Origin of the sequence: Pseudomonas sp. GD04015, assembly GCF_029837675.1 — a bacterium.
Taxonomy (GTDB): Bacteria; Pseudomonadota; Gammaproteobacteria; order Pseudomonadales; family Pseudomonadaceae; genus Aquipseudomonas; species Aquipseudomonas paralcaligenes.
This window is the reverse complement of sequence record NZ_JAOEEE010000029.1, coordinates 1-22,963: the sequence shown is the minus strand read 5'-3', so window position 1 is coordinate 22,963 and position 22,963 is coordinate 1. Positions and strand designations below refer to the sequence as shown.

The following is a 22,963-nucleotide window of genomic DNA, read 5'->3' as shown; positions in this document are numbered from 1 at the left end:
GGGAGCCCGGATTGACCTTGATCGAGAAACTGCAGCGCTCGCTCGACCCGTTGCACGGCGTGCCCGAGGCGACGCGCCGGGAATTCGCCGGCTGGTACAGGCAGGCCAAGCTGCCGCAGATCCGCTCGGTCGCCTTCCTGACCATGGTGCTGTACCTGATCTACGCCGCCATCGAGCAGAACGTGGCCCGGGATCACCTCGGCCTGCGCCTGCTGGCCCACGGCGTGCTGGTGCCGCTGGCGCTCCTGGCGGTGGGCGTGGCCAGCTACTTCCCCGCCTGGCACCGCTGGATGCTGGCGCTGCTGTGCATCGCGCCGGTCAGCGCGGTGCTGACCAACCTCGCCTTCAACCGTGGCAACCCCGACTTCGCCTATTTCGTGCCGGAGATCTACCTCAACCTGATGTGGACCTTCACCGTCTCCGGCCTGACCCTGCGCCAGGCCATGCTGACGGCCTCCTGCTCGGCCCTGGTGCTGATGGCGCTGACCCTGGTCGATGCCCTGCAGCCGGGCGCGTATCGCCTGCACTTCATCTGGATTCTCGCCGCATTCTCCTTCGGTCTGCTCTGCGCGTTCGTGATGGAGAGGGCGCACAAGATCATGTTCCTGCACCAGGACCGGCTGGCCCTGAGCGCCAGTCTCGACGGCCTCACCGGCCTGTTGAACCGCGCGCGCATCGACCAGCTGTTCGCCGATGAAATCACCCGCGCCCAGCGCTACGACACGTCGTTCTCGGTGATCCTGCTGGACATCGACCACTTCAAGCATGTCAACGACCACCATGGCCATGCGGTGGGCGACAGTGTGCTGCGCCAGTTCTCCACGCTGCTGCGTGACAACGTGCGCAACTGCGACAAGGTCGGCCGCCTGGGCGGCGAGGAGTTCCTCATCATCCTGCCGGAGATCGACGCCGAACAGGCCCGGTCCGCGGCGCTCGCCCTGCAGGCGCGCATCCGCCAGTTCGACTTCGATACCGTGCTGCGCAAGACCGCCAGCTTCGGCATCACCCAGTTCCGTGGCGACGAGAGCCCGCAGCACATGCTCGATCGCGCCGATCGTGCGCTGTACAAGGCCAAGGCCGAGGGCCGCGACCGCATCGAGGTGTACTGAGCCGGCGCGCCGATGACCCAGGTCAAGGCGTTGCTGGCCCGGTGCCGTAGCCTGCAGGCATCGCAGCAGTCCGTACCAGGCGCGCCATGGCCAAGAAATTCCCGCTCAATCCGCCCCATCCCGAGCGCATCTGCTGGGGGTGCGACCTGTATTGCCCGGCCACCTCGCTGGCCTGCGGCAACGGTGCCGACCGCACCATGCACCCGGTCGAGACCTTCGGCGAGGACTGGTACCGGTTCGGCGACCTGGGTTTCCCCCCCGAGCCTGGCGCCAGGAACGTCGAGCTGATCCCGCTAGTGCCGGTCACCGAATAGGCGGTGGTCCGATGGGCCTGGTCCCGGCTGGATGTCCGCGGGGCGGATCACGTCAGCAGCCTGAGCGCCAGCAGCATGCCCAGCGCCACGACGATCACCAGCACGCCCGCCAGCAGTTGCGGGTGGCGGCTGCGCCACAGGGCCAGGTGGGCGGCCCAGGGGTTCCGGGCGCGGGCCTGCTTGAGACGCGGGTAGAGGTACTGCTCGACCTGGCGGCGGTCGAAGAACAGGAACAGGCCGTTGCCCAGCGCCACGCAGGCTTCGTCGGTCAGCAGGTGCTGCGCGCCGTAGCCGAGCCGCTCGGCAGGCACCACGACCTGCCGGCGCGCACTCTGTTGGATCAGGAACTCGTCGTCGCGCAGGCCGACGCGCTGCCGGCACAGGCTGTCGATCAGCCAGGCGGTGAGCAGCAGGAGGAGCAGCACGCCACCCGTCATCGCCGCGACCGGTCCCGTGATCGCCGGCGGCTGGTCGGCGACGGCCAGTGGCAGCAGCAGGGTGCTGCAGAACAGCGCCGCGATGAGCAGCAGGACCAGGAATATCCAGGGCCGCCAGCGCAGCAGGCGGTTGTCCAGCCAGAGTGTCTGGCCGGCCGGCAGTGGCGCTGCCGGTTGCTGGATCAGCTTGTCGAGCGGGCGCAGCCGCAGGCCTTGGAACGCCGCGCGGGTTTCCTCGCGCTCCAGGCGCCAGGCCGCGTACAGGCCGCCCAGCATGACCAGCACGAAGCCGCCCAGGCCCAGGCGGGAGAGCAGTTGCCAATGCTCGATGGCCGCCCGGCTTTCGGCCTCCAGCCGGGTCAGGGTGGCGGATTGCGCGGCGGGCAGGGCGCCCGTGGAACGGTCGAAGCGCAGCAGGCGCGGGGCGTCGTAGTCGGCCAGCCACAGGCTGTCGGCGAACCAGGCCATGGCCAGCGGGTCGCCCAGTTCGGGCGCCGACAGTTCGGCGAGGACCCGGCCCTCATCGTCCAGGCGCACCACCCGGCCGTTGGCCAGGTTGCGGTCGCCGGCGTTGACCCACCAGGCCTGGCCGTCCCAGGCGAACTGGTGCGGCCAGCGGTGCTGCTGGCTGACGCGGAAGTTCAGGCTCTCCTCGACCCGGCCATAGTCCTGCGGGTCGCGGCTGACCCGGGCGAGCCGGTGGTGGTTGGTGTCGGCCAGCCACAGCTGGTCGCCGCGCATCACCAGCTGGTTGGGGAAGCGCAGCTCGTCGGTGCCGCTGCGGGCCAGCAGCTCGCCGTGCTCGTCGAGCAGGTACAGGCGGAATTCGCGGGTGTGGGCCACATGGACCCGCTGGGTGTCCGGCTCGACCAGCAGGTGGAAGGCGCCGTCGAACGCCGGCAGGTCGCGGCCGAACGGCTGGCAGCCGTCCGCGTTGCAGCGCCGGAAGCCTTCGCCGGCCTGCAGCGGCCTGGGATGCCGGTCCTGCAGGCGCAGCCAGCTGGTCAGGCCATGGGCCAGGCCCGGCTCGCCGGGGCGGTGGTAGAGCAGCAGGTCGCCGTTGGCGAACACCGCGAAGTCGCCCTCCGCCCGGATGCCCAGCTCGCCCAGGTCGAGGGTGCGCTGCTCCCGGCCCTCGCGGTCGAGCCAGACCAGATGCTGGCCGAACTGCGCCAGCAGCTGGCCGTCGTGCTCGCGCAGCAGCCCGTAGCGGTCGGCCTGCAGTTTGGCGTCGTTCGCCAGCAGATAGAGACCGACGCTCAAGGCCGCCAGCGTGGCGATCAGGCAGGCGGCCAGCAGTGATTTCCCTTTCATCGACGACTCCCTGGACAGTGGCCGGCGAGTATGCCAATTCGGCGCGGCCCGTTGCGCGAGGCAGTCGACGGAGCGTGGCATCTGGCCTGCCGGACGGAGGGCGGGTAGCATCCGCGCAGCGCCTCCGGCCCGGAGGCGCCGACCCATCCGACAGCAGGAATCCCATGTTCGACATCCAGCCCATGAGCCCCGAGCACTACCGCCAGCAGACCCGTCGCAGCACCTTCCTGCTGGCCGGCGTGTTCCTGGCGCTGGGCATGCTCTGCGCCACCGCCAGCACCCAGCTGTTCGGCACGCCCGGCGGCGACAACTTCAAGTGGAACCTGATCGGCGTGCTGGCCGGCCTGGGCCTGACTATCGCCCTGGTGCGCTACCAGTTGTGGTCGCGGCCGTTCATGGCGGCGGCGGTGTACGGCTGGCGGCTCAAGCGCAGCCTGATGAGCGTGACCAACGTGATGCACCACGTGAAGGCCGGCGTGGCGGCGGGCGACGAGAGCGCCATGAAGCTGCTGCGCTTCTACCACCTGGGCGTGAGCCAGATGCACCAGCTGGACGGCAACAGCGCCGACCTCAGCCAGATGGTCCGCGAGATCGACGCCCACCGCGAGGCCATGCTGGCGCGCGGGCTGGACGTGGAGCAGAACCGCCTCGACCCGGCCTGGCTCGAATCGGTGAAGCGCTTCGAAGCCAAGCGCTGAGCACAGTGGCGGTGCGCACGGCGCACCCTACCTCGCATCGTAGGGTGCGCCGCGCGCACCAGGCATGGTCCGGGTCTACACCAGCAACGCCATCCAAGTGGAGGCGAACAGCAGCAGCGCCAGCGCCTGGTTGAAGCGCCGCATCCGCTCCGGCGCCTGCAGGAGCCGCGCGCTGCCGGCGCCGAGCAGGGCCCAGGCGCTCATGCAGGGCAGCGCCATCAGCAGGAAGATCAGCGACAGCTGCATCACTCGCAGGGCCTTGTCCGCGCTGTCGGCGGCGAACACGCTGACCACCGCGACCGCCATCATCCACACCTTGGGGTTCACCAGCTGCAGCAGCGCGGCGCCCAGCGGGCCCAGTTCGCGCTGGCCCGCCGCGTCGGTCTGCAGCGGCGTGGCCGCGTGGCGCAGCAGCTGCCAGGCCAGCCAGCTCAGCCACAGCGCGCCCAGCCAGCTCATCGCCAGCTGCACGCGCGGGTAGCGCAGCAGCGTCTCGCCCAGGCCGAGGCCCACCAGCAGCACGATCAGCGCCGCGCCAAGGCAGGCGCCGAGCACCAGCGGCAGGGTGGCGCGCAGGCCGAAGCGGGCGCCGTGGCCGAGCGCCAGGATGTTGGTCGGCCCCGGAGTGATGGTGGCGACGAAGGCGAACAGCAGGAAGGGCAACAGGGACTGCATGGTTCAGTCCCTCCGGCCGCGGTGTGGAGGATGGGTGCGACGCATGGCATGGGGTCTCCTTTATCGGGAGGACCATGTTCCGGCGCGGCGGCGAATCAGTCTGGAAGCTTTGAGCAGCGGCGCCGGTAGTCGGCGGGGGTGAGCCGGTAGGCGCGGCGGAACCAGCGGCCCAGGTGGCTCTGGTCGGCGAAGCCGAGGGCGCTGGCCACGTCGGCGGGGCTATCGCCACGGGCCAGCCGCTGGCGCGCCTTGGCCAGGCGCAGCTGGATCAGGTAGGCGTGCGGGGCGATGCCGAAGGCGCTCTTGAAGGCGCGGCCGAGGCGGAAGCGGTCCACCCCGCAGGCCGCCGCCAGGTCGTCCAGGCCGATGTCCTGGTCGAAGTGCGCGTGCAGGTAGTCGCGCGCCACCTGGGCCACCAGCGGCAGGCGCGGGTCGGGGTTCTCCCGCTTGCGCCACTGCAGGCGGCTGGTCATGGTGCCGAGCAGGTCGTCGATGGCGGTCTGCCGGACGATGCGCAGGTCGCCCTGGTGCAGGGTCTGGAAGGCGCGGAAGATGGCCCCGGCCAGGCGGTTGTCGTTGTTCAGGATGCTGGCGAAGCTCGGCGTGCTGTCCGCCGGCGCGTGCTCGAACAGCGCGTGCAGCTCGCGCTCCAGCCACTGCGGGTCGATGTACAGCATCGAGTAGGTGAAGCCTTCCTCGGTCGGCGCATGGCCGTCGTGAATCTCGCCCGGCTCCAGCAGGATCACCTTGCCCGGTGTGCTCAGGTGTTTCTCCCGGCGGCAGTTGAACTGCTGCACGCCCTGCTCGGTGACGCCGACCAGATAGCTGTCGTGCCAGTGCGGGTCGTAGGCGTGGCCCTCGAAGTGGGCGCGGATCGACTCGATGCCGGTGTCGGCATCCTGCGTGAAGTCGATCCAGTTGCGTGTATCCACGGGCGTTCCGGCGAGAGTGGGCGGGGCGGGTACCGACCTTAACCGGTTTGCGCGGCGGCGTTTAGAAGATTCGTGCAGGCCGCCGGGCCGCTCATCCGTCGCCCGGTTCAGCGCTTGCCGGCGATGTCGCGGAGATACAGCGCCTCCACCTTCTCCCGCGCCCAGGGCGTCTTGCGCAGGAACTTGAGGCTGGAGTCGAGGCTGGGCTCGTGCTGGAAGCAGCGGATGGCGATGAGCTGGCCGAGGCGCTCCCAGCCGTGCTTGTCCACCAGGGCCTGGAGGATGGCTTTCAGGGTCAGGCCATGGAGGGGATCGTTGCTCATCTGTCGGATCGGCTTGCGGGAGTGGGCGATCATTCTACCGATCTCTCCAGCCCGTAGGGTCGTTCACGACAGATACGCATCGCTGGCGGCCGGCATGTCAGAGCAGCTTCCCGGCCCGGCCGATCAGGTTGGCGGCCGGTACCGTCCCCCAGTAGCGGCTGTCGTACGAGTGGTTGCGGTTGTCCCCGAGCATGAAGAACTCGCCGGCCGGGATCGTCCGCTCCGTCATCTCGGTGGTTTCGGGTGTCCGCTCTTGGGCGATGTCCAGCACGTAGGGCTCGTCCAGCGCCTCGCCATCGATGAACACCGTGCCACCCCGCAGCGCTACCCGCTCGCCCGGCAGGCCGACCAGGCGTTTCACGTACTTGGTCTCCGGCTGCTGCGGGTGAAGGAATACCACCAGGTCGCCCCGTTGTGGCGCGTCCAGCCGGTAGGGCCAGGCGTTGACGATGATGTGGTCGCCGTTCTCCAGAGTCGGGTTCATCGAGTTCGCGGGGATCAGGAAAGGGGCGATGCCGAGCAGGCGCAGGCGCGGGTCGAGACTGGGAACGTCGAGCGGATTGATCAGGTAGATGACGACCGGCAGGGCGGTGAGGGCGGAGAAAAGCGGCCAGAAACCGAGGCGCATCGGCAATTCCTTATCGTGGCAGGGCCGGCTGGCCCGGCATCCTGTTCGGTGGTGCGACGTTATGCAATGCACTGCGTGCCGCGCAACCCATCCATCTGCGGGACGAGGTAGGGCGCACCTGGAGGACGTCCTTCGCCTGCCGCTGCGCTGTCATCCGGACATCGCTCGTTGTCCTATGGACTTGCGGATAATGTTGTCCTATCGACCTTCATGGGTTTCAACCTATTGAATTAATAGGACAAGTTTTCTGGCATGAAAGCTGAGTAGTTCCCTGGGCACACACTTGCCAACGGAGAACTTCCATGCGTCGCTTTACCTTGCTTGCTTTCAGTGTCGGCCTGCTGGCCGTGCAATCCGTCCAGGCCGCCGAGGTGGTGGCCGAGCGGGAGGAGAATTCGGTTGGCACCGGCTTCGGTGCACTGACCGGGCTGATGGTCGGCGCCGCCACCGGTGGGCCGGTCGGGGCGGTGGTCGGCGCGGCGCTGGGAGGCTGGGGCGGCGCTCAGGCGCAACGCGCCAGCGGCCAGACCGGCACCGCCTACGTGGTGCGGGACGAGGCGGGCGAAGAGCGCTGGATTCGCTCGCCGCATCAGCGCTTCGAGACCGGCCAGCGGGTGGAAGTGCGCGGAGGGCGCATTCAGCCCGAATGACTCCCGGGCGCGCTCCGGCTGCTTCGGGGCGCTGCCCTTTTCTTCGGCTATGTCCCCGTTACGTGTTGTAGTGCTCTGACTCATTCTGGGTCCCCGCCTGCGCGGGGATGACGAGGTAGGGGGAAGTTTCTTCCGAAACCGTCATTCCCGCGCAGGCGGGACAGCAGCTGTATCGCTGAACAGCGCTTGCGCTGGCCCGAAGGGGAATAATCCAGGGGCGGGCAGCTGCAGCATCCAGTTAGAGGGGGTTGACCGCACAACGCACAGGGTGGGGTAAGCCGCTTGCCGGCGTAACCCACCGGCGGTGGGGTGCGGTCGGTTGCGCTGGTGGCTTACGGCCTACCGTCTCCCAGACAGGCTTCCTCAGGACAGTTGTAGCGGCTGCAACACGCAACGGGGACATAGCCTTTTCTTTGGCATCCTGCCTGTGGTCGGAAGTGCGATGCTGCCCGTCCGATGGGCGCTGGAGGGCATCTTCAGGAGAGACGTTTGGCAGTATGATGCCGCGCTTCGGCCTCGATGCCGTGACTGCCAACAGAATAAAAGGGAGATTCGCCAAGAATGTCGGAGACGATTCGTGTTTTCGTGGGTTGCGATCCGAACGATTGCGACCTCGAGCAGATGATGGTGCTGGACTACAGCATCCGCAAGCACTGCTCGCAGCCGGTGGAAATCCACTGGATGCAGCTCTCCCGCGACCCCGAGAGCTTCTGGTACTCCAACCCGGAACAGCAGCAGGGCTGGCGCACCGAGGCCTGGACCACGCCGTTCTCCGCGTTCCGCTGGGGCATTCCGGCGTTCTGCGGCTACCAGGGCAAGGCCATCTACATGGATACCGACGTGATCGTGCTGTGCGATCTCGCGGAGCTGTGGAACCAGGCCTTCGAGCCCGGCAAGGTGGTGATGGCGAAGGGCGGGGAGGAATCCTGGCGCTTCTGCGTGTCCATGTGGGACTGCGCTGAGGCGAAGAAGCACCTGCCGCCGATAGAGGAGCTGCGGGGCAAGCCGGAAATCCACCAGCAGCTGAAGAAGTACTACAAGACCCACACCGAGGTGATCCAGCCGTTCGATACCCAGTACAACAACATCGACGGCGAGAACACTCCGATCGAGCAGATCAGAATCCTCCACTACTCGGACATGGGCACCCAGTTCTCCCATGGCATTTCCTTCCCCCGCCTGGAGCGCGAAGGACGCAAGCACTGGTTCGATGGCACCGTGATGCCGCACCCGAGGCAGGACTTGCAGGCGCTGTTCGAGCGCTACTACCAGGAGGCGCTGGACGCCGGCTACAGCCTGGAGAACTACCGCATGAAGCAGGTGTTCGGCGTCTTCCCGAAATATTCGCAGAAGGCCTACTCCGGCAACTCGGTGACCCGTCCGAAGCACTGGTGGAAACGCCTGTTCCGCAAGAACGCCAAGGCCTGATCCCGCTGCGGCGCCCTCGGGCGCCGCAGTCGTTTCCGGGCTGGCCCGCCGCTGTTCAGTCCAGCCGGTAGCGCTTGAGGTCGTCGGCGGTGAGCACCTTCATGCGCTGCGGTTCGATGGCCTGCATGTCGGCGGCCAGGGCGGGCGCCACGCCCATGGCGCGCAGGTAGCCGGCCGGGTTGTAGGGCATGCCGGCCCGGCGCGCCTGGGCGGATTCGCCCGCCGGGAAATGCGGGCGATGCAGGCCGACGTGGCCGCGCACGGTGCGCTTGCGGCCGGCGGCCAGCAGGTAGATGCAGCTGCCCTGGCACACGCCGGTGGTAGGCACCAGCGCCTCGAAGCCGGTTTCCCGCAGCAGGCGGCCCATGCGCATGGCCTCGGCGGCACTGCCGCCGATGCTGTCGAGCAGGACCACCTTGCGGGCGTACTTGCCCGGGTTGGCCTGCAGCCCCTTGAACAGCGCCTCGTAGTCGCCGGGGGCGATCTCCTCGGAAATCTTGGCGATCAGGATCGGGCCGAGGGGCTTCTGCTCGGCGGCCTCGACCTCCACCCGGGCGAGAGCGGCGGTCGAGCACAGGGCGCCGATGGCGAGAAGCAGGCTGCGGGCGAGGATGCGGCTCATGGGTCCACTACTGCGGGGAAAGGACACCGAAGATACCTGCACCGCTCGCCGAGCGCACCTGCGTCGAGAGCAATGGATGACGGCTGTCGCGCATCGAGCGGCGACCGTCAGAGGTCCTCCACACCGAAGGCGTCGGCGATCACCGACTTGGTGCCGGCATCGTCCAGGGGCACGTTCACGCCGTTGCTTTCCCGATAGCTTTCGATCAGTTCCATCCTCATGGCCTTCACCACGCGATCTGAGGTCAGTGCCTGAAGAATCTTGCGGCGGGTGGTGCAGGCGATCAGGTGGCTCATCTTTTCGGTATCGCCGCTGAACAGCGCGCGGGCGGTGAGCAGGAACAGGCTTTCCACGTCGCTATCGCTGACGCCGTCCGCGTCCAGCAGCGCCACATCGAAGATTTCGACGAGCTTCGGGTCGCGGCCCTGGCGCGGAATGATGCGGTACAGGCGCCAGATATGTCCGTTGGTGATGACGGCCCAAGGCGCCGAGAGGCTAGTGGCGTAGTTGATCGCCTGGTCCCTGACGCTGTTGCCGAGCTTGGTACGCACGCCCTTGCACTCGATCACGAGGAATATCTGACCGTTCTTCTTCAGGGCGATGTCGACGCGCTTGCCCAGCGTGCGGACTTCGGTGTCGATCTCGTCGTGGCTGTAGCCGAGGGCGTTGATCAGGCTGTCGATGACCCATATCCGCACGTTCTCTTCCGACGACTTCTCCGCGAGGTCCATGGCGACCAGGCGCGGGTGCAACGACTTGAAGCCGGTACGGATGGTGTCCAGGTACTCCTGGCGGATTTCTTCCCTGGTTCTGCGCTGGCGCTTGCGCTCGGTGACTTCCTGGGCCTGTTCTTCCTCGTTCTTGATCGCCGCGTTTTCCAACGGCGTGGGATCGACGAGTTCGACCGTGAAGATGGTATTGCACTTCTGGCAGCGCGCCGGTTTTCCCAGCTGGTGGCGGTTTCTTTCCCGAAGCTTGTAGCGAGTGCCGCACTCGTCGCAAACCGTTACGCCAATCACGTCGTCAGTCATCGCAGTTCCTTGCAGGCAGTGAATGCAAATCCGCTGATAGCCTCGTCCCTGTGGCTGACTGATAGGCCATTACCAGCACGCTTCACAGGGTTATATCCAGTCTGATGGCTGATTGCCAGTCCACTTTCGGATCAGTAAGGAGGGCAGCCTGCGCTGGCACGGGCATCGCGCCCGTGCCGGCTGCGGCTCAGCCGCGCTGCGGGATGGTCAGGCCGCGTTGCACGGCCGGGCGGGCGAGGAAGGCGTCGAGCACGCGGCGGACGTTGGCGAAACGCTCGAACTCCACCAGTTCGCCGGCCTCGTAGAAGCCGATCAGGTTGCGCACCCAGGGGAAGGTGGCGATGTCGGCGATGCTGTAGTCGTCGCCCATGATCCAGTCGCGGCCCTGCAGGTGCTTGTCCAGCACGCCGAGCAGGCGCGCGGATTCGGCCACGTAGCGGTCGCGCGGGCGCTTGTCCTCGTAGTCCTTGCCGGCGAATTTGTGGAAGAAGCCGAGCTGGCCGAACATCGGGCCGATGCCGCCCATCTGGAACATCAGCCACTGGATGCACTGGTAGCGCGCGGCCGGGTCGCGGGGCAGCAGCTGGCCGGTCTTCTCGGCGAGGTAGATGAGGATGGCGCCGGACTCGAACAGCGGCAGCGGCTCGCCGTTCGGCCCGTCCGGGTCGAGGATGGCGGGAATCTTGTTGTTCGGGTTGAGCGAGAGGAATTCGGGGCTGAGCTGGTCGTTGGTGTCGAAGCTGACCAGGTGCGGCTCGTAGGCCAGGCCGGTCTCTTCCAGCATGATCGACACCTTGACGCCATTGGGCGTGGGCAGCGAGTAGAGCTGCAGGCGGTCGGGCCGGGTGGCGGGCCATTTGCCCGTGATGGGGAAGGCGGAAAGGTCTGGCATGGGCGCTCCGGGGATTTGGCGAAGTGGTCAGGATAGCCGGCCGCCCGTGCGGGCGACATCCTTACGTGACAGGCCGGAAGCCGGTATGGTTCGCCCTTGTCGTTCCACTCGGTCACGGAGAATCCCATGAGCCTGCAAGGCACCTACGACGCCCAGAACATCTTCGCCAAGATCATTCGCGGCGAGGCTCCCTGCTACAAGCTGTACGAAGACGACGACGTGCTCGCCTTCCTCGACCTGTTCCCCCAGTCCTACGGCCATTGCCTGGTGATTCCAAAGAACGCCCCGGCGCGCAACATCCTGGAGATCGACGATGCCAACCTGGCCAAGGTGATGGCCGTGGTACGCAAGCTGACCCAGGCGGTGGTGGACGAGCTGGAGCCGGCCGGTGTGCAGGTGGCGCAGTTCAACGGCGCGCCGGCGGGGCAGACGGTGTTCCACATCCACGTGCACATCGTGCCGCGCTACGAGGGCGACAAACTCGGCATCCACGCCACCCACCAGGCCGACCCGGCCGAGCTGGAGAAGCTGCAGGCGCGTCTGGTCAAGCGTCTCGCATAACGTAGGGCGGGTGAAACCCGCGAACAGTGCAACGCGGGTTTCACCCGCCCTACGCACGGCCGCGTTCAGCGATTGGCGATGGCGCGCTGGTTGGACAGGTAGATGTTGTCCGGCTGGGGCGCTTCGCCGCTGTGCAGTGCCTCGATCCAGTCGTCGGTGCCGAGCACGGCGGCGAAGCCCGTGTGCATCACCACGGTAAACACACGGTGGATTTCCTCGGCGGTGGCCGAGCCCATCGCGTTGCGATAGGGCGGAGCGCCGGTAGCGTCGTGCAGCAGCTCCACCTGCCAGCCCTCGTGATGGGCCTGGCGCACGGTGGAGTCGTCGCAGTGATGGATCATGTAGCCGACCACGCTGAGGGTGTCGATCCCGCGCTGTTTCAGGTAGTCGGCCAGGTCCGTGCCGGCGAAGCAGCTGGCCATCTCCTTCTGGATGAAGTGGTCGCGCGGGCGCTGCGCCACCTGCGGGTGCAGCTCGGCGGCCTGGCTGTCGCGGGCGAAGATCGGCGAGCCCTCGGGCGCCAGGTGCTGGACCACGATGACCGGGATGCCGGCCGCGCTGGCGGCGTCCATGGCGCGGCCGACGTTGGCCAGGGAATGGTCGATGGGCGGGTGTTCGATGCGCAGGTTGCCGGTGACGTATTCGTTCTGCACGTCGATGACGATCAGGGCGCGCTTGGGTGGCTGGTTCATGGCAAGGCTCCTCGTGGGGGTTGTGGTGGAGTCCATTGTTCGTGCGCGGTCCTTCCGGTCGTGAGTGGCCCACAAGCCAGGTTGCGTTAATATCGGGCCAAACGGCCTGGAGTTTCCGCATGCCCGCCCACCGCATCGCCGTGGTTGCCTTCGACCGCATCACGCCCTTTCACCTGTCCGTGCCCTGCCTGGTGTTCGGCGAGCTGGGGCCGGGGCCCGAGTTCTACGAGCTGCGCGTGTGCGCGGAGCGGGCCGGTTCGCTGAGCACCACGGCCGGCTTCGGCCTGCGTGTGGAGCACGGCCTGGAGACGCTGGCCTGGGCGGACACGGTGATCATGCCGAGCTGGCACGACGATCCGCAGGAGCGGCCGCCGCAGGCGTTGCTGGACGCGCTGGTGGCGGCCCACGCACGCGGTGCGCGGCTGGTCGGCCTGTGCCTGGGCGCCTACGTGCTGGCCGAGGCGGGCCTGCTCGACGGTCGGCGCGCCACCACCCACTGGGCCTGGGCCCGGGACTTCGCGAAGCGCTTCCCGAAGGTGATGGTGGACGCCGACGTGCTCTACCTGGACGACGCCGGCCTGCTTACCTCGGCCGGCACGGCCGCCGGCATTGACTGCTGCCTGCACCTGCTGCGCCAGCAGCACGGCGCCGAGGTGGCCAACCGGGTGGCCCGGCGCCTGGTGGTGCCGCCCCATCGACAGGGCGGCCAGGCCCAGTTCATCGAGCAGCCGCTACCGGCCACCTCCCGCGACGACCGCCTGGCGGGCCTGCTGGACTGGGTGCGCGCCCACCTCGACCTGCCGCACAGCCTGGACAGCCTGGCCGAGCGCGCCCTGATGAGCCGGCGCACCTTCACCCGGCGCTTCCGCCAGCTCACCGGTGCCACGGTCGGCGACTGGCTGCTGGCGGAGCGGCTCGCGCTATGCCAGCGCCTGCTGGAGGGCACCGAGCAGAGCGTTGAGGCGATCGCCACCCTTGCCGGATTCGGCTCGCCGGTGTCACTGCGTCACCACTTCGGCCGCGCCTTCGGCGTATCGCCGAGCGCGTGGCGGCAGACCTTCCGTGGGTAGGCGCGGCGCTCCCCGGGCAACAGCGCTACGTGTTGGTGGCGCAATCCTGCATTTGTGGGAGCGGCTGGGCTGCATGCCGATTGGCCGTGACATTCGCGGATAAATCCGCTCCCACAAGGTGTGCAACAACTGACGTGGGCAGAGCCAAAAAGAAGCCAGGCCCAGAGCGGACCTGGCGGGGAGTGAAACGCGGGATCAGTGACAGGTCAGCTTGGCGTCGGTGCCCGTGCCCGAGGCGCGACTGTCGACCCGCAGGGTCGCGCTTTCGCCGGGCTCCAGGTTGACTTTCTGGATTTGCACCTCGGTGGCGGTGGGGCCGGGGTCGACCTCGCATTCCACGCTGCGGGTGTCGTGGTTGGTCAGCTTGACCACCAGGGTGGCGTTGCCGGTGACCGGGCCGGAGCCGGTGTTGTCTTGGGCCGTGATCGGGCTGGTGCTGGTTTCCACCTTCAGGCCGTTGAGTTCTTCGGCCAGTTCAGGGGCGGCCATGGCCAGCAGGGGCAGGGAAGCGGCGAGGCCGCAGAGCAGCGATCTGTTCATGTCGAACTCCTCTAGGAATCACTGATCTGTAGAGACCTGTGCCCGGCGCGAGGTTCAGGATTTTCGCCCGGGGGCTTCGGCCCCTTGAGGCGAAGCGTTCCAGCGCCAATACTGCTCCGACCCCACGATGCCCAAGGAGGGCTTCCATGCGCCAGTTCCTCGCCGTTGTACCCCTGGTTCTGCTGGTAGGTTGTTCTTCGTTCCGCCCCGACGCGGAAAACATCAAGCCCGTGCCCGAAGACCGCCTGCTGGCCTACCAGGACGAGTACGCCAACGGCGGCCGCCTGGTGGTGAACCGCGACATGGGCCTGATGGGCGGCGGCTGCTACGTGGCCATCGAGGTGGACCGCAAGCTGGCCGCGCGCATCGGCATGGCCGAGGTGGCCAGCTTCCAGGTGCCCGCCGGCACCCGCGTGCTGGGCCTGAAGATCGACCCGCTGGACGACACCCTCTGCGGCATGGGCCGCCTGCACAAGGAGATCGCGGTGAAGGTCGAGTCGGGCAGCACCCAGTACTTCCACGTCGTCAGCGAGAACCGTGGCGGCTTCGACATCCGCCCGGATGAGAATCCGCCCCAGCCATGATCCGCCGTGCCGCCCTCGCCATCCTCCCGCTGGTCGTCCTGCCCGCGCTGGCGGCCGACTGGCCTCCGGGCATGCGCGAGGTCTTCCGCGAAGGCTGCCTGGACAGTGCCGGCGAGGCCCTGGGCCGCGAGCCCGCGTCGCGCTACTGCGACTGCACGGTGGCCCGCATCGAGCGGGATTTTTCCGCCGATGACTTCGCCGCATTGCAGCAGGCAGAACTGCCGGCGCCGCTGCTGGAGCGGTTGCAGTGGGTATCCGGGCAGTGCCTGGGCGAGCTGCAGGGGCAGGGCTGATCGGGTTCCCCCACGCGCACGGCTAGCGGTAACGGTCGAGGATCGTCTCGAACTCGCCATCCTGTTTCATCCGCACCAGCGCGCGCAGTAACTGCATGGTCGGCACGTCGCCCTCGTCGCGCACCATGCATGCCATCGGGTCGCTGGCGATCTCCCCGAACACCTTGAGCCGGCGCTCCGGCGGCCGCTGGCGGTTGTGCCAGTCCAGCGCCAGCTGGTTGCTGACCGCGTAGCGGTAGCGCCCGGCGTCCAGCTTCTCCAGCGCCAGCTCCTGGGTGCGGGCGTCGTCGCGCCGCAGGCTGCCGTCGGCGAACAGGGGTTGCAGACGCGGGTAGGCGAAGCCCAGCACCGTGCCGATGGTTTCGCCGTCCCGGCCGGGCGGTTCGGTTTCTTCCGCGCGGCCGACGATCAGGTCGCGCTGCTGTATGAACGGCACGCTCCACACGTACTGATGGTGGGCGCCCTCCACCCAGTCGGGGCTGACGTAGCAGCGCACGTCGATCTCGCCGCGCGCCATCATCTGTTGCACACGCATCCGCGGCAGCACGAGGAGTTCGGCGCGCCGCTGGAGCTTCTGCGCCAGGCGTGTCTGCAGGTCGAAGAGGATGCCGCCGGCGGCGCGGCCCTGCTCGTAGCGCATCAGCGGCATGGTTGAACTCTCGGTCACCGCGAAGCGGATCGGTCGTTGCTCGGCGAAGGCACCCGCGCACAGCAGAAGCGGCAGGGCGAGTAGCAGGCGCATGCGGTCACCGGAGAGGCAGGAGGAAGACGGGAAACGGCGGGGCCACAGCTTAATCGCAAATGGCCGGATGCGCGCCCGACGCGCGTTCAGGCCCGCCACAGCGGGTCGCTGTCCATCACCTCGCCGGCCCAGTCGGCGAAGGCGCGCACCCGGGCCGACAGGCGCCGGGAGTAAGGGTAGACCAGGCTCATCGGCATGCTCTCCAGGCGCCACTGCGGCAGCATTTCCACTAGCCGGCCCTCGGCCAGCGGCCGGCGCGCCTCCACGGTCGGCACCGCGACGAACCCCAGGCCGGCCTCGGCGGCGGCGATGTAGGCGCCGCCGCTGTTGAAGCGCATGGTCGGTTCCTGATCGATGACGAAGCGTTCGTCGCCATGTTGCAGCGCGCTGGTCTTCTGCCGGCCGCTGGCGGGGAAGACGAAGGCCAGGAAATCCAGGGTTCGCAGGTCGTGCGGATGACGCACCGCCGGGTGCCTGGCCAGGTAGCCGGGTGTGGCGCACAGGGTGAAGCGCATCTGGCCGATGCTCTTGCACACCAGGTCCGGCGTGCCGACCGTGCCGCCACGGATCGCGCAGTCGATGCCTTCCTGTACCAGGTCGACGACGCGCTCGCCGCAGCCCACGTCCAGGTGGATCAGGGGATGGCGAGCGATGAAGTCGGGCAGGGCGGGGATGATCAGGAAGCGGCCGACCGGCGACGGCATCTCGACCCGTACCCGCCCACGGGCCAGCCCGAGGCTCTGCGAGACGTCGCTCTCCAGTTCATCGAGGTCATCCAGCAACGTGCGAGAGCGTTCGTAGTAGGCGCTACCGTCGGTGGTCGGCGAGACGCGGCGGGTGGTGCGATGCAGCAGGCGCACGCCCAGGTGAGCTTCCAGCGCCGCCACCTGGCCGGACACGGTGGTCTTGGCCAGGCCGAGGCTGTCCGCCGCCCGGGTGAAGCTGCCCAGTTCGACGATGCGGCAGAAGGCGCGCATCGCCTCGAGGCGGTCGAAGGCCACTGTGCGTCTCTCCGTACAATGTTTGCGTTGGTGGACAATTTATCCGCTTGAAGGCGGGTAATACAGTGGCACCGAACCCCGGCGTGGTGCCGGGCGCCTTCGGAGCAGCCGCCATGATGACCAGCAGACGCAACCACTATCACCAGACCGCGCCGCACGTGTTCCAGGCCGTCTACACCCTGGAGAAGACCCAGAACGGCTTCTCCCTGGAAGCCCCATTGCGCGAATTGGTGAAGGTCCGCGCCTCGCAGCTCAACGGCTGCGCCCTGTGCCTGGACATGCACAGCGCCGCTGCCCTGCAGGCCGGCGAATCCGCCCGCCGCCTGCTGGCCCTGGGAGCCTGGGAGGACGCGCTGTTCTGCCGCCCTGCTGTGGACCGACTCAGCGAGATAAGGGGGCAAAGGCGCCACTACGTCGATAGGTGCGGTTGATGTCTGCATGCACATAACGCTGACCCAGCCACATCATCAGCAGCCTAGCGCTTTCCGCCCCACGCGGCGTTAGATGCATATGAACGTGGTCGGTCATCAATGAATTGTCCGCCTGCTCCGCTAGGTGCTCCAGAGAGAACTGGTAGCCCTCGTCAGCGTAGAAGGAGTGGCTGTTACCGCATTGAATTAGGTGCAGAAAAACTCCGGGAGACTCTACGCCGTATAGGGAGTTCCTTTTCCATATGCAACGACTAAACGACTAGAGGGTAGATCAGTGCGGAGTGTCAATAGGGTGGAGCAGATGGTTTCTTCTGTAGGAAACGCGGTCTGTCCCCGTTGTTTTATTATCAGAATCCATCTCCAATTTTCACAACTCTAACACCTGCCATAAGCATTTTCTGGATGACAAAATCAAAAACTTCATCATCTTCTATGATTTTTCCATGTCTGGTTTCGGTGTTAACTATCAAATACCTTGGCGGCTCGTTGAGATTTGAAGCGTTTACGTGGAGTAGAGCCCATGCTGATGGGTTTTCTTTCCATAGAGATTCAAATTCAGATATATCTTTCATCGCTTATTCCACCAATTAATCGTTGTGCTCTTGTTAAAGCGCACGACTTCTTTTCCTACTGGAATAATCTGCGAGCTTCGTTGTGGTGAGCCCAGAAGCTCGAGGGTCTCCATGACCAAGCGGTCTCCTACGCTGGCCAAGGCAGTGCTGCTAGGGTGAGTATGATATATGAGCATACGGTCAGCCTCTAACGGAATATGGACTTGGCTTTTGCTGCCAGAGTGTAAGAAATACTGGCCGCCGCGGCCTCCACTTTTCTCTCCAAGTTTATAAGTTACCGCAAATTCTACATCATGCTTTAATGTCAAATTTTCCAGTTCGGCTACACTTGGGCGTCTAGTAATAGGAGCTCCGACCAATCCTGGTAAGCCTTCTTTTACCCTTGCTCCATATAGTAAGTTAAGAATCGTACTGTCCGATTCTCTAACGGTGCCAAATTGGATTCTTGCGGCGTTGGCCTCAGCCCTTATAGCTCCTAAGGACTTCGCCGCAAGCCCTATTTCTTTAAAAGTCCAAGCGCCAAACCCTGCGCCAGGTAGCCCCATGCTTGCATCTAAAAGCTTATAGCCGGTGCCGTCATTCAAGCTCAGCAAGCTGTCCGCTGCCCCGGCGCCTATCCCGATGACATTAGCGGGTAACGCAGCAGCATTACGAATATTCGCAGCCACATCATGGGCGAAATTCCCGTTCAAGGGCTGGAATGACACTAGAGAGTGCTCAGAAACAAAATTACTCGCTCGCTGACTCAAGCTCAACTCGGGGCGCACCTCCTCCGGTAAATCCCAAGGGCTATTAGTCGCAGGATCGTTAATGACTGGCACGTCGGAGGCTGAAATTAGCCGTGCGTAGCGCTCCTTGGTTGTTTCATATACTCCCAGGGACGAGGCATCTAGAAGTGCATTCCAAGTTAGGCCCGCCCCTAAAGCCGTGTTCATCCACGCTGAGTCGTATGGCTGGGACGCCTTGGTAGCTGCAGCGCGAACATTCTTCGCATCGGCATACGCCGTCACTCGATCACTCGTGCGCGCTTCAGCTCTCAATAACTCACCCCCAGTCCAATCCGCCAGTTGCTGCTCCTGCTCGACCCGAAGTCGCGCATCCTCTACGCGCGCTCCAGCTCGATCCAGCTCTCCTTTCGTCCATTGATCAAGGCGAGCCTCTTGATCAGCCCTCACCATTTGGCCCTTGATCGAGTTCCCTAACGTATTACCAAACGCATCAGTGGCTACCTGCGCATAATTTGGTCGAGCACCGCCGAACCACTTGTCGGTGATAGCTGCGGTGGTTAGCGCCGTGAATTGATCGCGAGCCACCGCTTTGGCGAAAGTACCGAAAGTTCCGGCTTTGGCAGCATTGCCACCCACATAGCTACCAATGGTCGAGCCGACTACGGATGCAGCCATCCCTGCCCAACTGAAGCTAGTGTCCAATCCCACGACTTTGCTAGCCGCGTAATTACCGACATAACCCGCAGCCGCGGTGGCAGCCGGATTGCTTATAAACGAGCTAACCCCGGCGGTTATGCCTCCGGTGATGCCAGCCACTGCTACCTGGCTCCAAGAGAACTTGTCTTGCACCCCCATAGCCATACCGGTCAGCTGGGAGGCGGCACTGCCGGCAGCGGCAGCGGCACCAAAAGCAACTACCCCGGCAGCGAGGCCACTACCTCCAAGTGTCGCTGCCCCGATACCGCCCGCCGTCATCGCAGTGGCACCTATTGACATAAAGCTGCCAGCAGCCCCCATAGCAGCTAGCGCTGCCCCTGCCGTAAACACCGCCGCCACCACGGCCACCACCACCATCACAATGCTGCCCAAGCCCCCGCTTTTCTTCTTCTTCGGTTTTGGCGGCTGATACTTGGCGACGGGTGTCAGGTCTCCCGTAACTTCACTCGGGTTGTAGGCCTTGAAGGTGCCTGCGTTGTTGGAGTTGCTGCCCGCGACATTCGGGATGGTCAGTGTCGTGCCACGTATCAGCTCGCTATTGGCACTCAAGCCGTTGGCATCGGCGATCAGATACCACATGCCCGAATCACCCCAGATTTTCTGGGCAATGCCTTGCAGGGTATCGCCGTCGACGATCACGTAATTAGTTGGGGTTCGCTCTATCTCGGAAGGAGAGACTGAGGAGATGGTGTCGAAGATTTCTGGTGTGCTGTTGTTGCCGATGCTGGCCAGCACGTTGCCGTTGTGCATCACATAAGTTTGGGCAGAGGCATTGTTGCCGTCGGTGCGCATGATCAACTGGCCGTTGCGATCCGAAGCATATCGACGTGTGAAAGGAGTATTGCCCGTGGAAACAGCCGTCAGCAGGTCGCCGCGCAAGCCATATTCCATGGTGGTTATGCCAGGCGTCCCTCTGTTCACGTTTGCCTGGATTCTATGCTCTTTCCAAGTATCGAAGGCAATGTAGTTGGTGTAGTTCTCTCCCCACATGGCGGGGTCGCCATTCTTGTCATAGACCGTATAGCGATAGCGCACCATCAGGCCGATCGCGTTGTAGCCGGGCATGATGTCGCGCTCTACCCTGTCGGTACCGATCAGGCGGTTTTCATTAAAGAAGGTGTATTGGTAGGGCTTCCACCTGCTTCCGTTCCAGCGATCAACTAGCTGATTGTTCAGCTTGCCATCGCCACGGTAGGTATAAGTGGTACGGGTGCGCTCGTTGCCATTGACGTCTTCCTGATACACGCGGTTGTTGCGAGCATCGTAGTTGGCGCTGAAGATGAGAGTGGCATCCCCTAGTATCGAGCCATCGGAGGTATCCGGTCCCGTTTGTGCATTTCGGATCGAAGCTCGCTTGGTCGTGGTCAGCAGGGAGCCCAGATCGTTGTATGTGTAGTTCTTCAGCACATACTCATTGCTGGGGTGGCCGAAGAAGTTGATGCTGCCCACGAACTCTTCGGACGATATCCGCTGGCCGATGGCGTTGTAGCCATAGGCCTGGCCCTTGCCTTGGCCGTTGACCACGCCCGCGACGATCTGGCCCCGGCTGTTGAGGTATCCATCGTTGATGAGCACTCGCCCTTCCAGGTCGTACTTGAACCAGTTGTCTAGTTGCGTGCGCTTGCCTACCTGGTCGGTGGTGTCCATTGTCACGCGTCGGCGATTGCCGAACTCGTCGTAGTAGTAGGTGAGCGAATCGAGTTGGGCGGAGGTCGTCAGTACGTCGTGATGGCCCACATGCTGGTTTCCTACCGGCATGCTGACGGCCTGGAGGCGGTTGAGCGAATCGTACTGATAACGGGTTTCCAAGCTACTCCCGGACATGGAGGTAGTCCCGTATCCCATGATGCTGGAGTTGAACTCTAGGGTCTTGTTCCCGTTGAGATCATACTCGTTGCCAGTGACTTCCCAATCCTGTGGTGTGCCTTCTATAACGAGCTTGAGCAGGCCATTGGCGAAGTAGTGATAGGTCTTGTCCGGGCCTCCCAGGAATTGCTCTTTTTCCAGTTGGCCGAAAGCATTGTAGATATAGGTGTACTGATGGTTCCCCCAGTTCTTGTAGCCGATCAGTTGGGAGAAATCGCCTGCCGCGTAGGTCCAGGTTTTGGTATTGCCTATCGCGTCGATTTCGGCAGTTTTGCGATTAGAGATGTCGTACTGGAACTGGGTGTTTACGCCTGACTCCGTGCGTGTCCAAGTGATATTGCTGCGCTCGTCGTAAAGGGTATAGCGCGTGTTGCCAGCAACTCCCGACATATAGGATTTGCCGTCGTATGAGTCCGCCACATTGAGAAGCGTCTCGGCGATTTCGGTGGTACCGGCTATTTCGGCATAGAGGCGGCCCGCTTGGTCGTACTTGTTGGTCTGCAGAACCACAGCGACGTTGTTGCGGACGATGCCATGGCTGGTAAGGCGGTCCATCGCATCGTAGGTGTTGAACAGGACATTTCCGACAGCGTCCTTGGAGCCGACGCGATTGCCGTAAACGTCATATATGTAGAAGCGAGACGCTCCTACGCCATCGATTTCCCACACCAGGTTGCCGCTGTTGTAAAGGTGATATCTCGTGCGCAATACCGTGATATTTCCCACGGTGGATATGGCGATATCTTGTTCTGCTATCAGATTTCCGGTCGAGTCGTAGCCATATTTCTTGCGGATAGAGGCGACGTAGGCAGTCCCGTTTTCGCGATAAACGGTGACATTGGGCCCCGTTTCGGTAATCAACCGATTGCCGTAGTCGTATTGATAGGCCGTGGTATAGCCCTTGGCGTCGGTGCGCGATGTCAGGTTGCCCCAGCGGTCGAAGGCCTGCCTGATGACAGGCGTTACCTTGGGAGCGTTCTCCGGCAGCTTGTTTTGCAGCGGGTTGCCGCTGATATTCGCCTCGAACGCAGGCAGATGCTGCTCGATGTTCCTGCCGAGTTGATCGTTCAGGTAGTAGGTGATGCGGTCATCGGAGGCGTCGGTCAGGTTGCCGTACTGGGCTGCGTAAGTCAGTTTGCCGTTCACGTCATAGGCAAAGTGTTCTATCCCGGTCTGTGCCGTTACCCGGTTCACCGCACGACCGTTGAGGTCGTAGTTGACCTTCTCTTGGAGTGCTCCGTTGACTCTCTTTTCCGTGATCTCGCCAAAGCGGTTGTAAGTCACGGTGCTGCGGCTGGCGGTCAGCGTCGGAGTGAAGATGTTGTAGACGTTGTACCAGTCGATCGCGGTGGTCTGCTGGCCCAGTTTGTCGTATTCGTAAGTGCGGCGGATGGTATGTTTCATCGACATGTTGGTGCCGAACACCGTCGTGAAGGCTTCGGTGGTGACGTCGATTTCGCGCTTTTCTTCAATCCGCCGTCCGGCTGCATCTACCTTGAAATACAGGTTCGAGCCGTTGGGCTCCATCTGCATGATGGCATTGCCGGCGCTGTCGTACTGGGTGATGTGGAAGCGGGTTCCGCCCGCTTGAACGCGGCCGTTTGCGTCCGTTCCAGCTTCAGTAACATTGAGAACCACCTGTCCGAAGGCGTTATAGGCATACCCTGAGACTGGCGAGGCCGTGACGGTATCGACCGCATAGGGGTTGAGCTGGCCTGCCGCGGCAACAGTAGTCTGTGGCAACGTGATTTTCGTCAGGCGGCCCAGGGCGTCGTAGGTGTTGGTGGTGACGGCGCCCAGCGCATCCGTGCGGGTGAGGATGTTGCCGACGCCATCGTAGGACAGGGTATTGCTGGTGATGCTGCCGGATGTCACTTCCCTCACGCCGTCTTGTGCGATCCAGTACTGCACATTCTCGTTGATGGTCTGGGTCATGCGCCCCATGGCGTCATAGACGAAGCGAGTCGTGCGGTTGGCGGGTTGCGAGGCAGGGGCGGCGGGCTGATTGACCTCGTTCCATTTGCTCAGCGCCGTGTTGTATTCGATTTTGCGCGTGACGCTTCCGTAGGCGTCGTATTCCAGCCTGGTGTAATAGCCCTTGGCGTCCACGCTA

Annotated in this window: 24 protein-coding genes; 10 read left to right on the top strand and 14 right to left on the bottom strand. The window is 64.4% G+C overall.

Annotated elements, in window-relative coordinates; all coding sequences use genetic code 11:
• The first annotated feature begins 17 nt into the window (after positions 1 to 17).
• Together N7640_RS19780 and N7640_RS19775 are read left to right on the top strand one after the other, a co-directional pair.
• Positions 18 to 1,109 (top strand): GGDEF domain-containing protein, encoded by a 1,092-nt coding sequence (locus tag N7640_RS19780; RefSeq protein ID WP_279905969.1) that lies wholly within the window; start codon positions 18 to 20, stop codon positions 1,107 to 1,109.
• An 86-nt stretch (positions 1,110 to 1,195) separates the two neighbouring features.
• Complete coding sequence (locus N7640_RS19775; protein WP_279905970.1) at positions 1,196 to 1,423, top strand: DUF3079 domain-containing protein; 228 nt, start codon at positions 1,196 to 1,198, stop codon at positions 1,421 to 1,423.
• A 47-nt stretch (positions 1,424 to 1,470) separates the two neighbouring features.
• Here the strand turns inward: N7640_RS19775 and N7640_RS19770 are convergent, their stop codons facing one another.
• Positions 1,471 to 3,174, bottom strand: a complete 1,704-nt coding sequence (locus tag N7640_RS19770) for a hypothetical protein (RefSeq protein WP_279905971.1) — start codon at positions 3,172 to 3,174, stop codon at positions 1,471 to 1,473.
• Between the two features lie 164 nt (positions 3,175 to 3,338).
• Between N7640_RS19770 and N7640_RS19765 the strand changes: the two genes are divergently transcribed.
• Positions 3,339 to 3,872: a DUF3087 domain-containing protein gene (locus N7640_RS19765; RefSeq protein ID WP_279905972.1), complete on the top strand. Its 534-nt coding sequence runs from the start codon at positions 3,339 to 3,341 to the stop codon at positions 3,870 to 3,872.
• Positions 3,873 to 3,947: 75 nt separating this feature from the next.
• Here N7640_RS19765 and N7640_RS19760 read toward each other — a convergent pair whose 3' ends face one another.
• The 4 genes from N7640_RS19760 to lepB all read right to left on the bottom strand — a co-directional run bounded on the left by N7640_RS19760 (position 3,948) and on the right by lepB (position 6,430).
• Positions 3,948 to 4,547, bottom strand: coding sequence for a LysE family translocator (locus tag N7640_RS19760; RefSeq protein ID WP_279905974.1), 600 nt, complete (start codon positions 4,545 to 4,547; stop codon positions 3,948 to 3,950).
• Between the two features lie 95 nt (positions 4,548 to 4,642).
• Complete coding sequence (locus N7640_RS19755; protein ID WP_279905975.1) at positions 4,643 to 5,479, bottom strand: AraC family transcriptional regulator; 837 nt, start codon at positions 5,477 to 5,479, stop codon at positions 4,643 to 4,645.
• A gap of 107 nt (positions 5,480 to 5,586) precedes the next feature.
• Entirely contained in the window at positions 5,587 to 5,835 is a 249-nt protein-coding gene (locus N7640_RS19750; RefSeq protein ID WP_279905976.1) for a VF530 family protein, read from the bottom strand.
• A 64-nt stretch (positions 5,836 to 5,899) separates the two neighbouring features.
• A complete protein-coding gene (lepB, locus tag N7640_RS19745) occupies positions 5,900 to 6,430 on the bottom strand; it encodes a signal peptidase I (protein ID WP_279905977.1) in 531 nt (176 codons plus the stop codon).
• Positions 6,431 to 6,732: 302 nt separating this feature from the next.
• On the opposite strand from lepB, the gene N7640_RS19740 reads away from it, so the two are divergent.
• Positions 6,733 to 7,080 (top strand): hypothetical protein, encoded by a 348-nt coding sequence (locus N7640_RS19740; protein WP_279905979.1) that lies wholly within the window; start codon positions 6,733 to 6,735, stop codon positions 7,078 to 7,080.
• Between the two features lie 561 nt (positions 7,081 to 7,641).
• Positions 7,642 to 8,508 carry a hypothetical protein gene (locus tag N7640_RS19735; protein WP_279905980.1) on the top strand — a complete coding sequence of 289 codons (867 nt, stop codon included), beginning with the start codon at positions 7,642 to 7,644 and terminating at the stop codon, positions 8,506 to 8,508.
• Positions 8,509 to 8,563: 55 nt separating this feature from the next.
• Here the strand turns inward: N7640_RS19735 and N7640_RS19730 are convergent, their stop codons facing one another.
• The 3 genes from N7640_RS19730 to N7640_RS19720 all read right to left on the bottom strand — a co-directional run bounded on the left by N7640_RS19730 (position 8,564) and on the right by N7640_RS19720 (position 11,053).
• Complete coding sequence (locus N7640_RS19730; protein WP_279905981.1) at positions 8,564 to 9,130, bottom strand: hypothetical protein; 567 nt, start codon at positions 9,128 to 9,130, stop codon at positions 8,564 to 8,566.
• A 107-nt stretch (positions 9,131 to 9,237) separates the two neighbouring features.
• Positions 9,238 to 10,161, bottom strand: coding sequence for a type I restriction enzyme HsdR N-terminal domain-containing protein (locus tag N7640_RS19725; RefSeq protein WP_279905982.1), 924 nt, complete (start codon positions 10,159 to 10,161; stop codon positions 9,238 to 9,240).
• Between the two features lie 187 nt (positions 10,162 to 10,348).
• Positions 10,349 to 11,053 (bottom strand): glutathione S-transferase N-terminal domain-containing protein, encoded by a 705-nt coding sequence (locus tag N7640_RS19720; protein WP_279905983.1) that lies wholly within the window; start codon positions 11,051 to 11,053, stop codon positions 10,349 to 10,351.
• Positions 11,054 to 11,179: 126 nt separating this feature from the next.
• Between N7640_RS19720 and N7640_RS19715 the strand changes: the two genes are divergently transcribed.
• Complete coding sequence (locus tag N7640_RS19715; protein WP_220814536.1) at positions 11,180 to 11,614, top strand: HIT family protein; 435 nt, start codon at positions 11,180 to 11,182, stop codon at positions 11,612 to 11,614.
• 65 nt (positions 11,615 to 11,679) lie between these two features.
• Here N7640_RS19715 and N7640_RS19710 read toward each other — a convergent pair whose 3' ends face one another.
• Complete coding sequence (locus tag N7640_RS19710; protein ID WP_279905985.1) at positions 11,680 to 12,306, bottom strand: cysteine hydrolase family protein; 627 nt, start codon at positions 12,304 to 12,306, stop codon at positions 11,680 to 11,682.
• 119 nt (positions 12,307 to 12,425) lie between these two features.
• Here N7640_RS19710 and N7640_RS19705 point away from each other — a divergent pair, with 119 nt between their 5' ends.
• Positions 12,426 to 13,376 (top strand): helix-turn-helix domain-containing protein, encoded by a 951-nt coding sequence (locus tag N7640_RS19705; protein ID WP_279905987.1) that lies wholly within the window; start codon positions 12,426 to 12,428, stop codon positions 13,374 to 13,376.
• A 195-nt stretch (positions 13,377 to 13,571) separates the two neighbouring features.
• On the opposite strand, the gene N7640_RS19700 is transcribed toward N7640_RS19705, so the two are convergent.
• Complete coding sequence (locus N7640_RS19700) at positions 13,572 to 13,916, bottom strand: hypothetical protein (RefSeq protein ID WP_279905988.1); 345 nt, start codon at positions 13,914 to 13,916, stop codon at positions 13,572 to 13,574.
• 146 nt (positions 13,917 to 14,062) lie between these two features.
• Between N7640_RS19700 and N7640_RS19695 the strand changes: the two genes are divergently transcribed.
• Complete coding sequence (locus N7640_RS19695; RefSeq protein ID WP_220814540.1) at positions 14,063 to 14,500, top strand: 3-isopropylmalate dehydratase; 438 nt, start codon at positions 14,063 to 14,065, stop codon at positions 14,498 to 14,500.
• Entirely contained in the window at positions 14,497 to 14,793 is a 297-nt protein-coding gene (locus N7640_RS19690) for a hypothetical protein (RefSeq protein WP_279905989.1), read from the top strand. The genes N7640_RS19695 and N7640_RS19690 overlap by 4 nt, the downstream gene beginning before the upstream one ends.
• Before the next feature lie 22 nt (positions 14,794 to 14,815).
• Here the strand turns inward: N7640_RS19690 and N7640_RS19685 are convergent, their stop codons facing one another.
• Together N7640_RS19685 and N7640_RS19680 are read right to left on the bottom strand one after the other, a co-directional pair.
• Positions 14,816 to 15,535, bottom strand: coding sequence for a transporter substrate-binding domain-containing protein (locus N7640_RS19685; protein ID WP_279905990.1), 720 nt, complete (start codon positions 15,533 to 15,535; stop codon positions 14,816 to 14,818).
• A gap of 86 nt (positions 15,536 to 15,621) precedes the next feature.
• The gene (locus N7640_RS19680; protein ID WP_279905991.1) at positions 15,622 to 16,536 is read right to left on the bottom strand and encodes a LysR family transcriptional regulator; all 915 of its coding nucleotides are present in this window, start codon (positions 16,534 to 16,536) and stop codon (positions 15,622 to 15,624) included.
• Between the two features lie 113 nt (positions 16,537 to 16,649).
• Between N7640_RS19680 and N7640_RS19675 the strand changes: the two genes are divergently transcribed.
• Positions 16,650 to 16,967: a carboxymuconolactone decarboxylase family protein gene (locus N7640_RS19675; RefSeq protein WP_279905993.1), complete on the top strand. Its 318-nt coding sequence runs from the start codon at positions 16,650 to 16,652 to the stop codon at positions 16,965 to 16,967.
• Positions 16,968 to 17,314: 347 nt separating this feature from the next.
• On the opposite strand, the gene N7640_RS19670 is transcribed toward N7640_RS19675, so the two are convergent.
• The gene (locus N7640_RS19670) at positions 17,315 to 17,539 is read right to left on the bottom strand and encodes a hypothetical protein (protein ID WP_279905994.1); all 225 of its coding nucleotides are present in this window, start codon (positions 17,537 to 17,539) and stop codon (positions 17,315 to 17,317) included.
• Positions 17,536 to 22,785 (bottom strand): LysM peptidoglycan-binding domain-containing protein, encoded by a 5,250-nt coding sequence (locus tag N7640_RS19665; RefSeq protein WP_279906223.1) that lies wholly within the window; start codon positions 22,783 to 22,785, stop codon positions 17,536 to 17,538. The genes N7640_RS19670 and N7640_RS19665 overlap by 4 nt, the downstream gene beginning before the upstream one ends.
• Between the last annotated feature and the right edge of the window lie 178 nt (positions 22,786 to 22,963).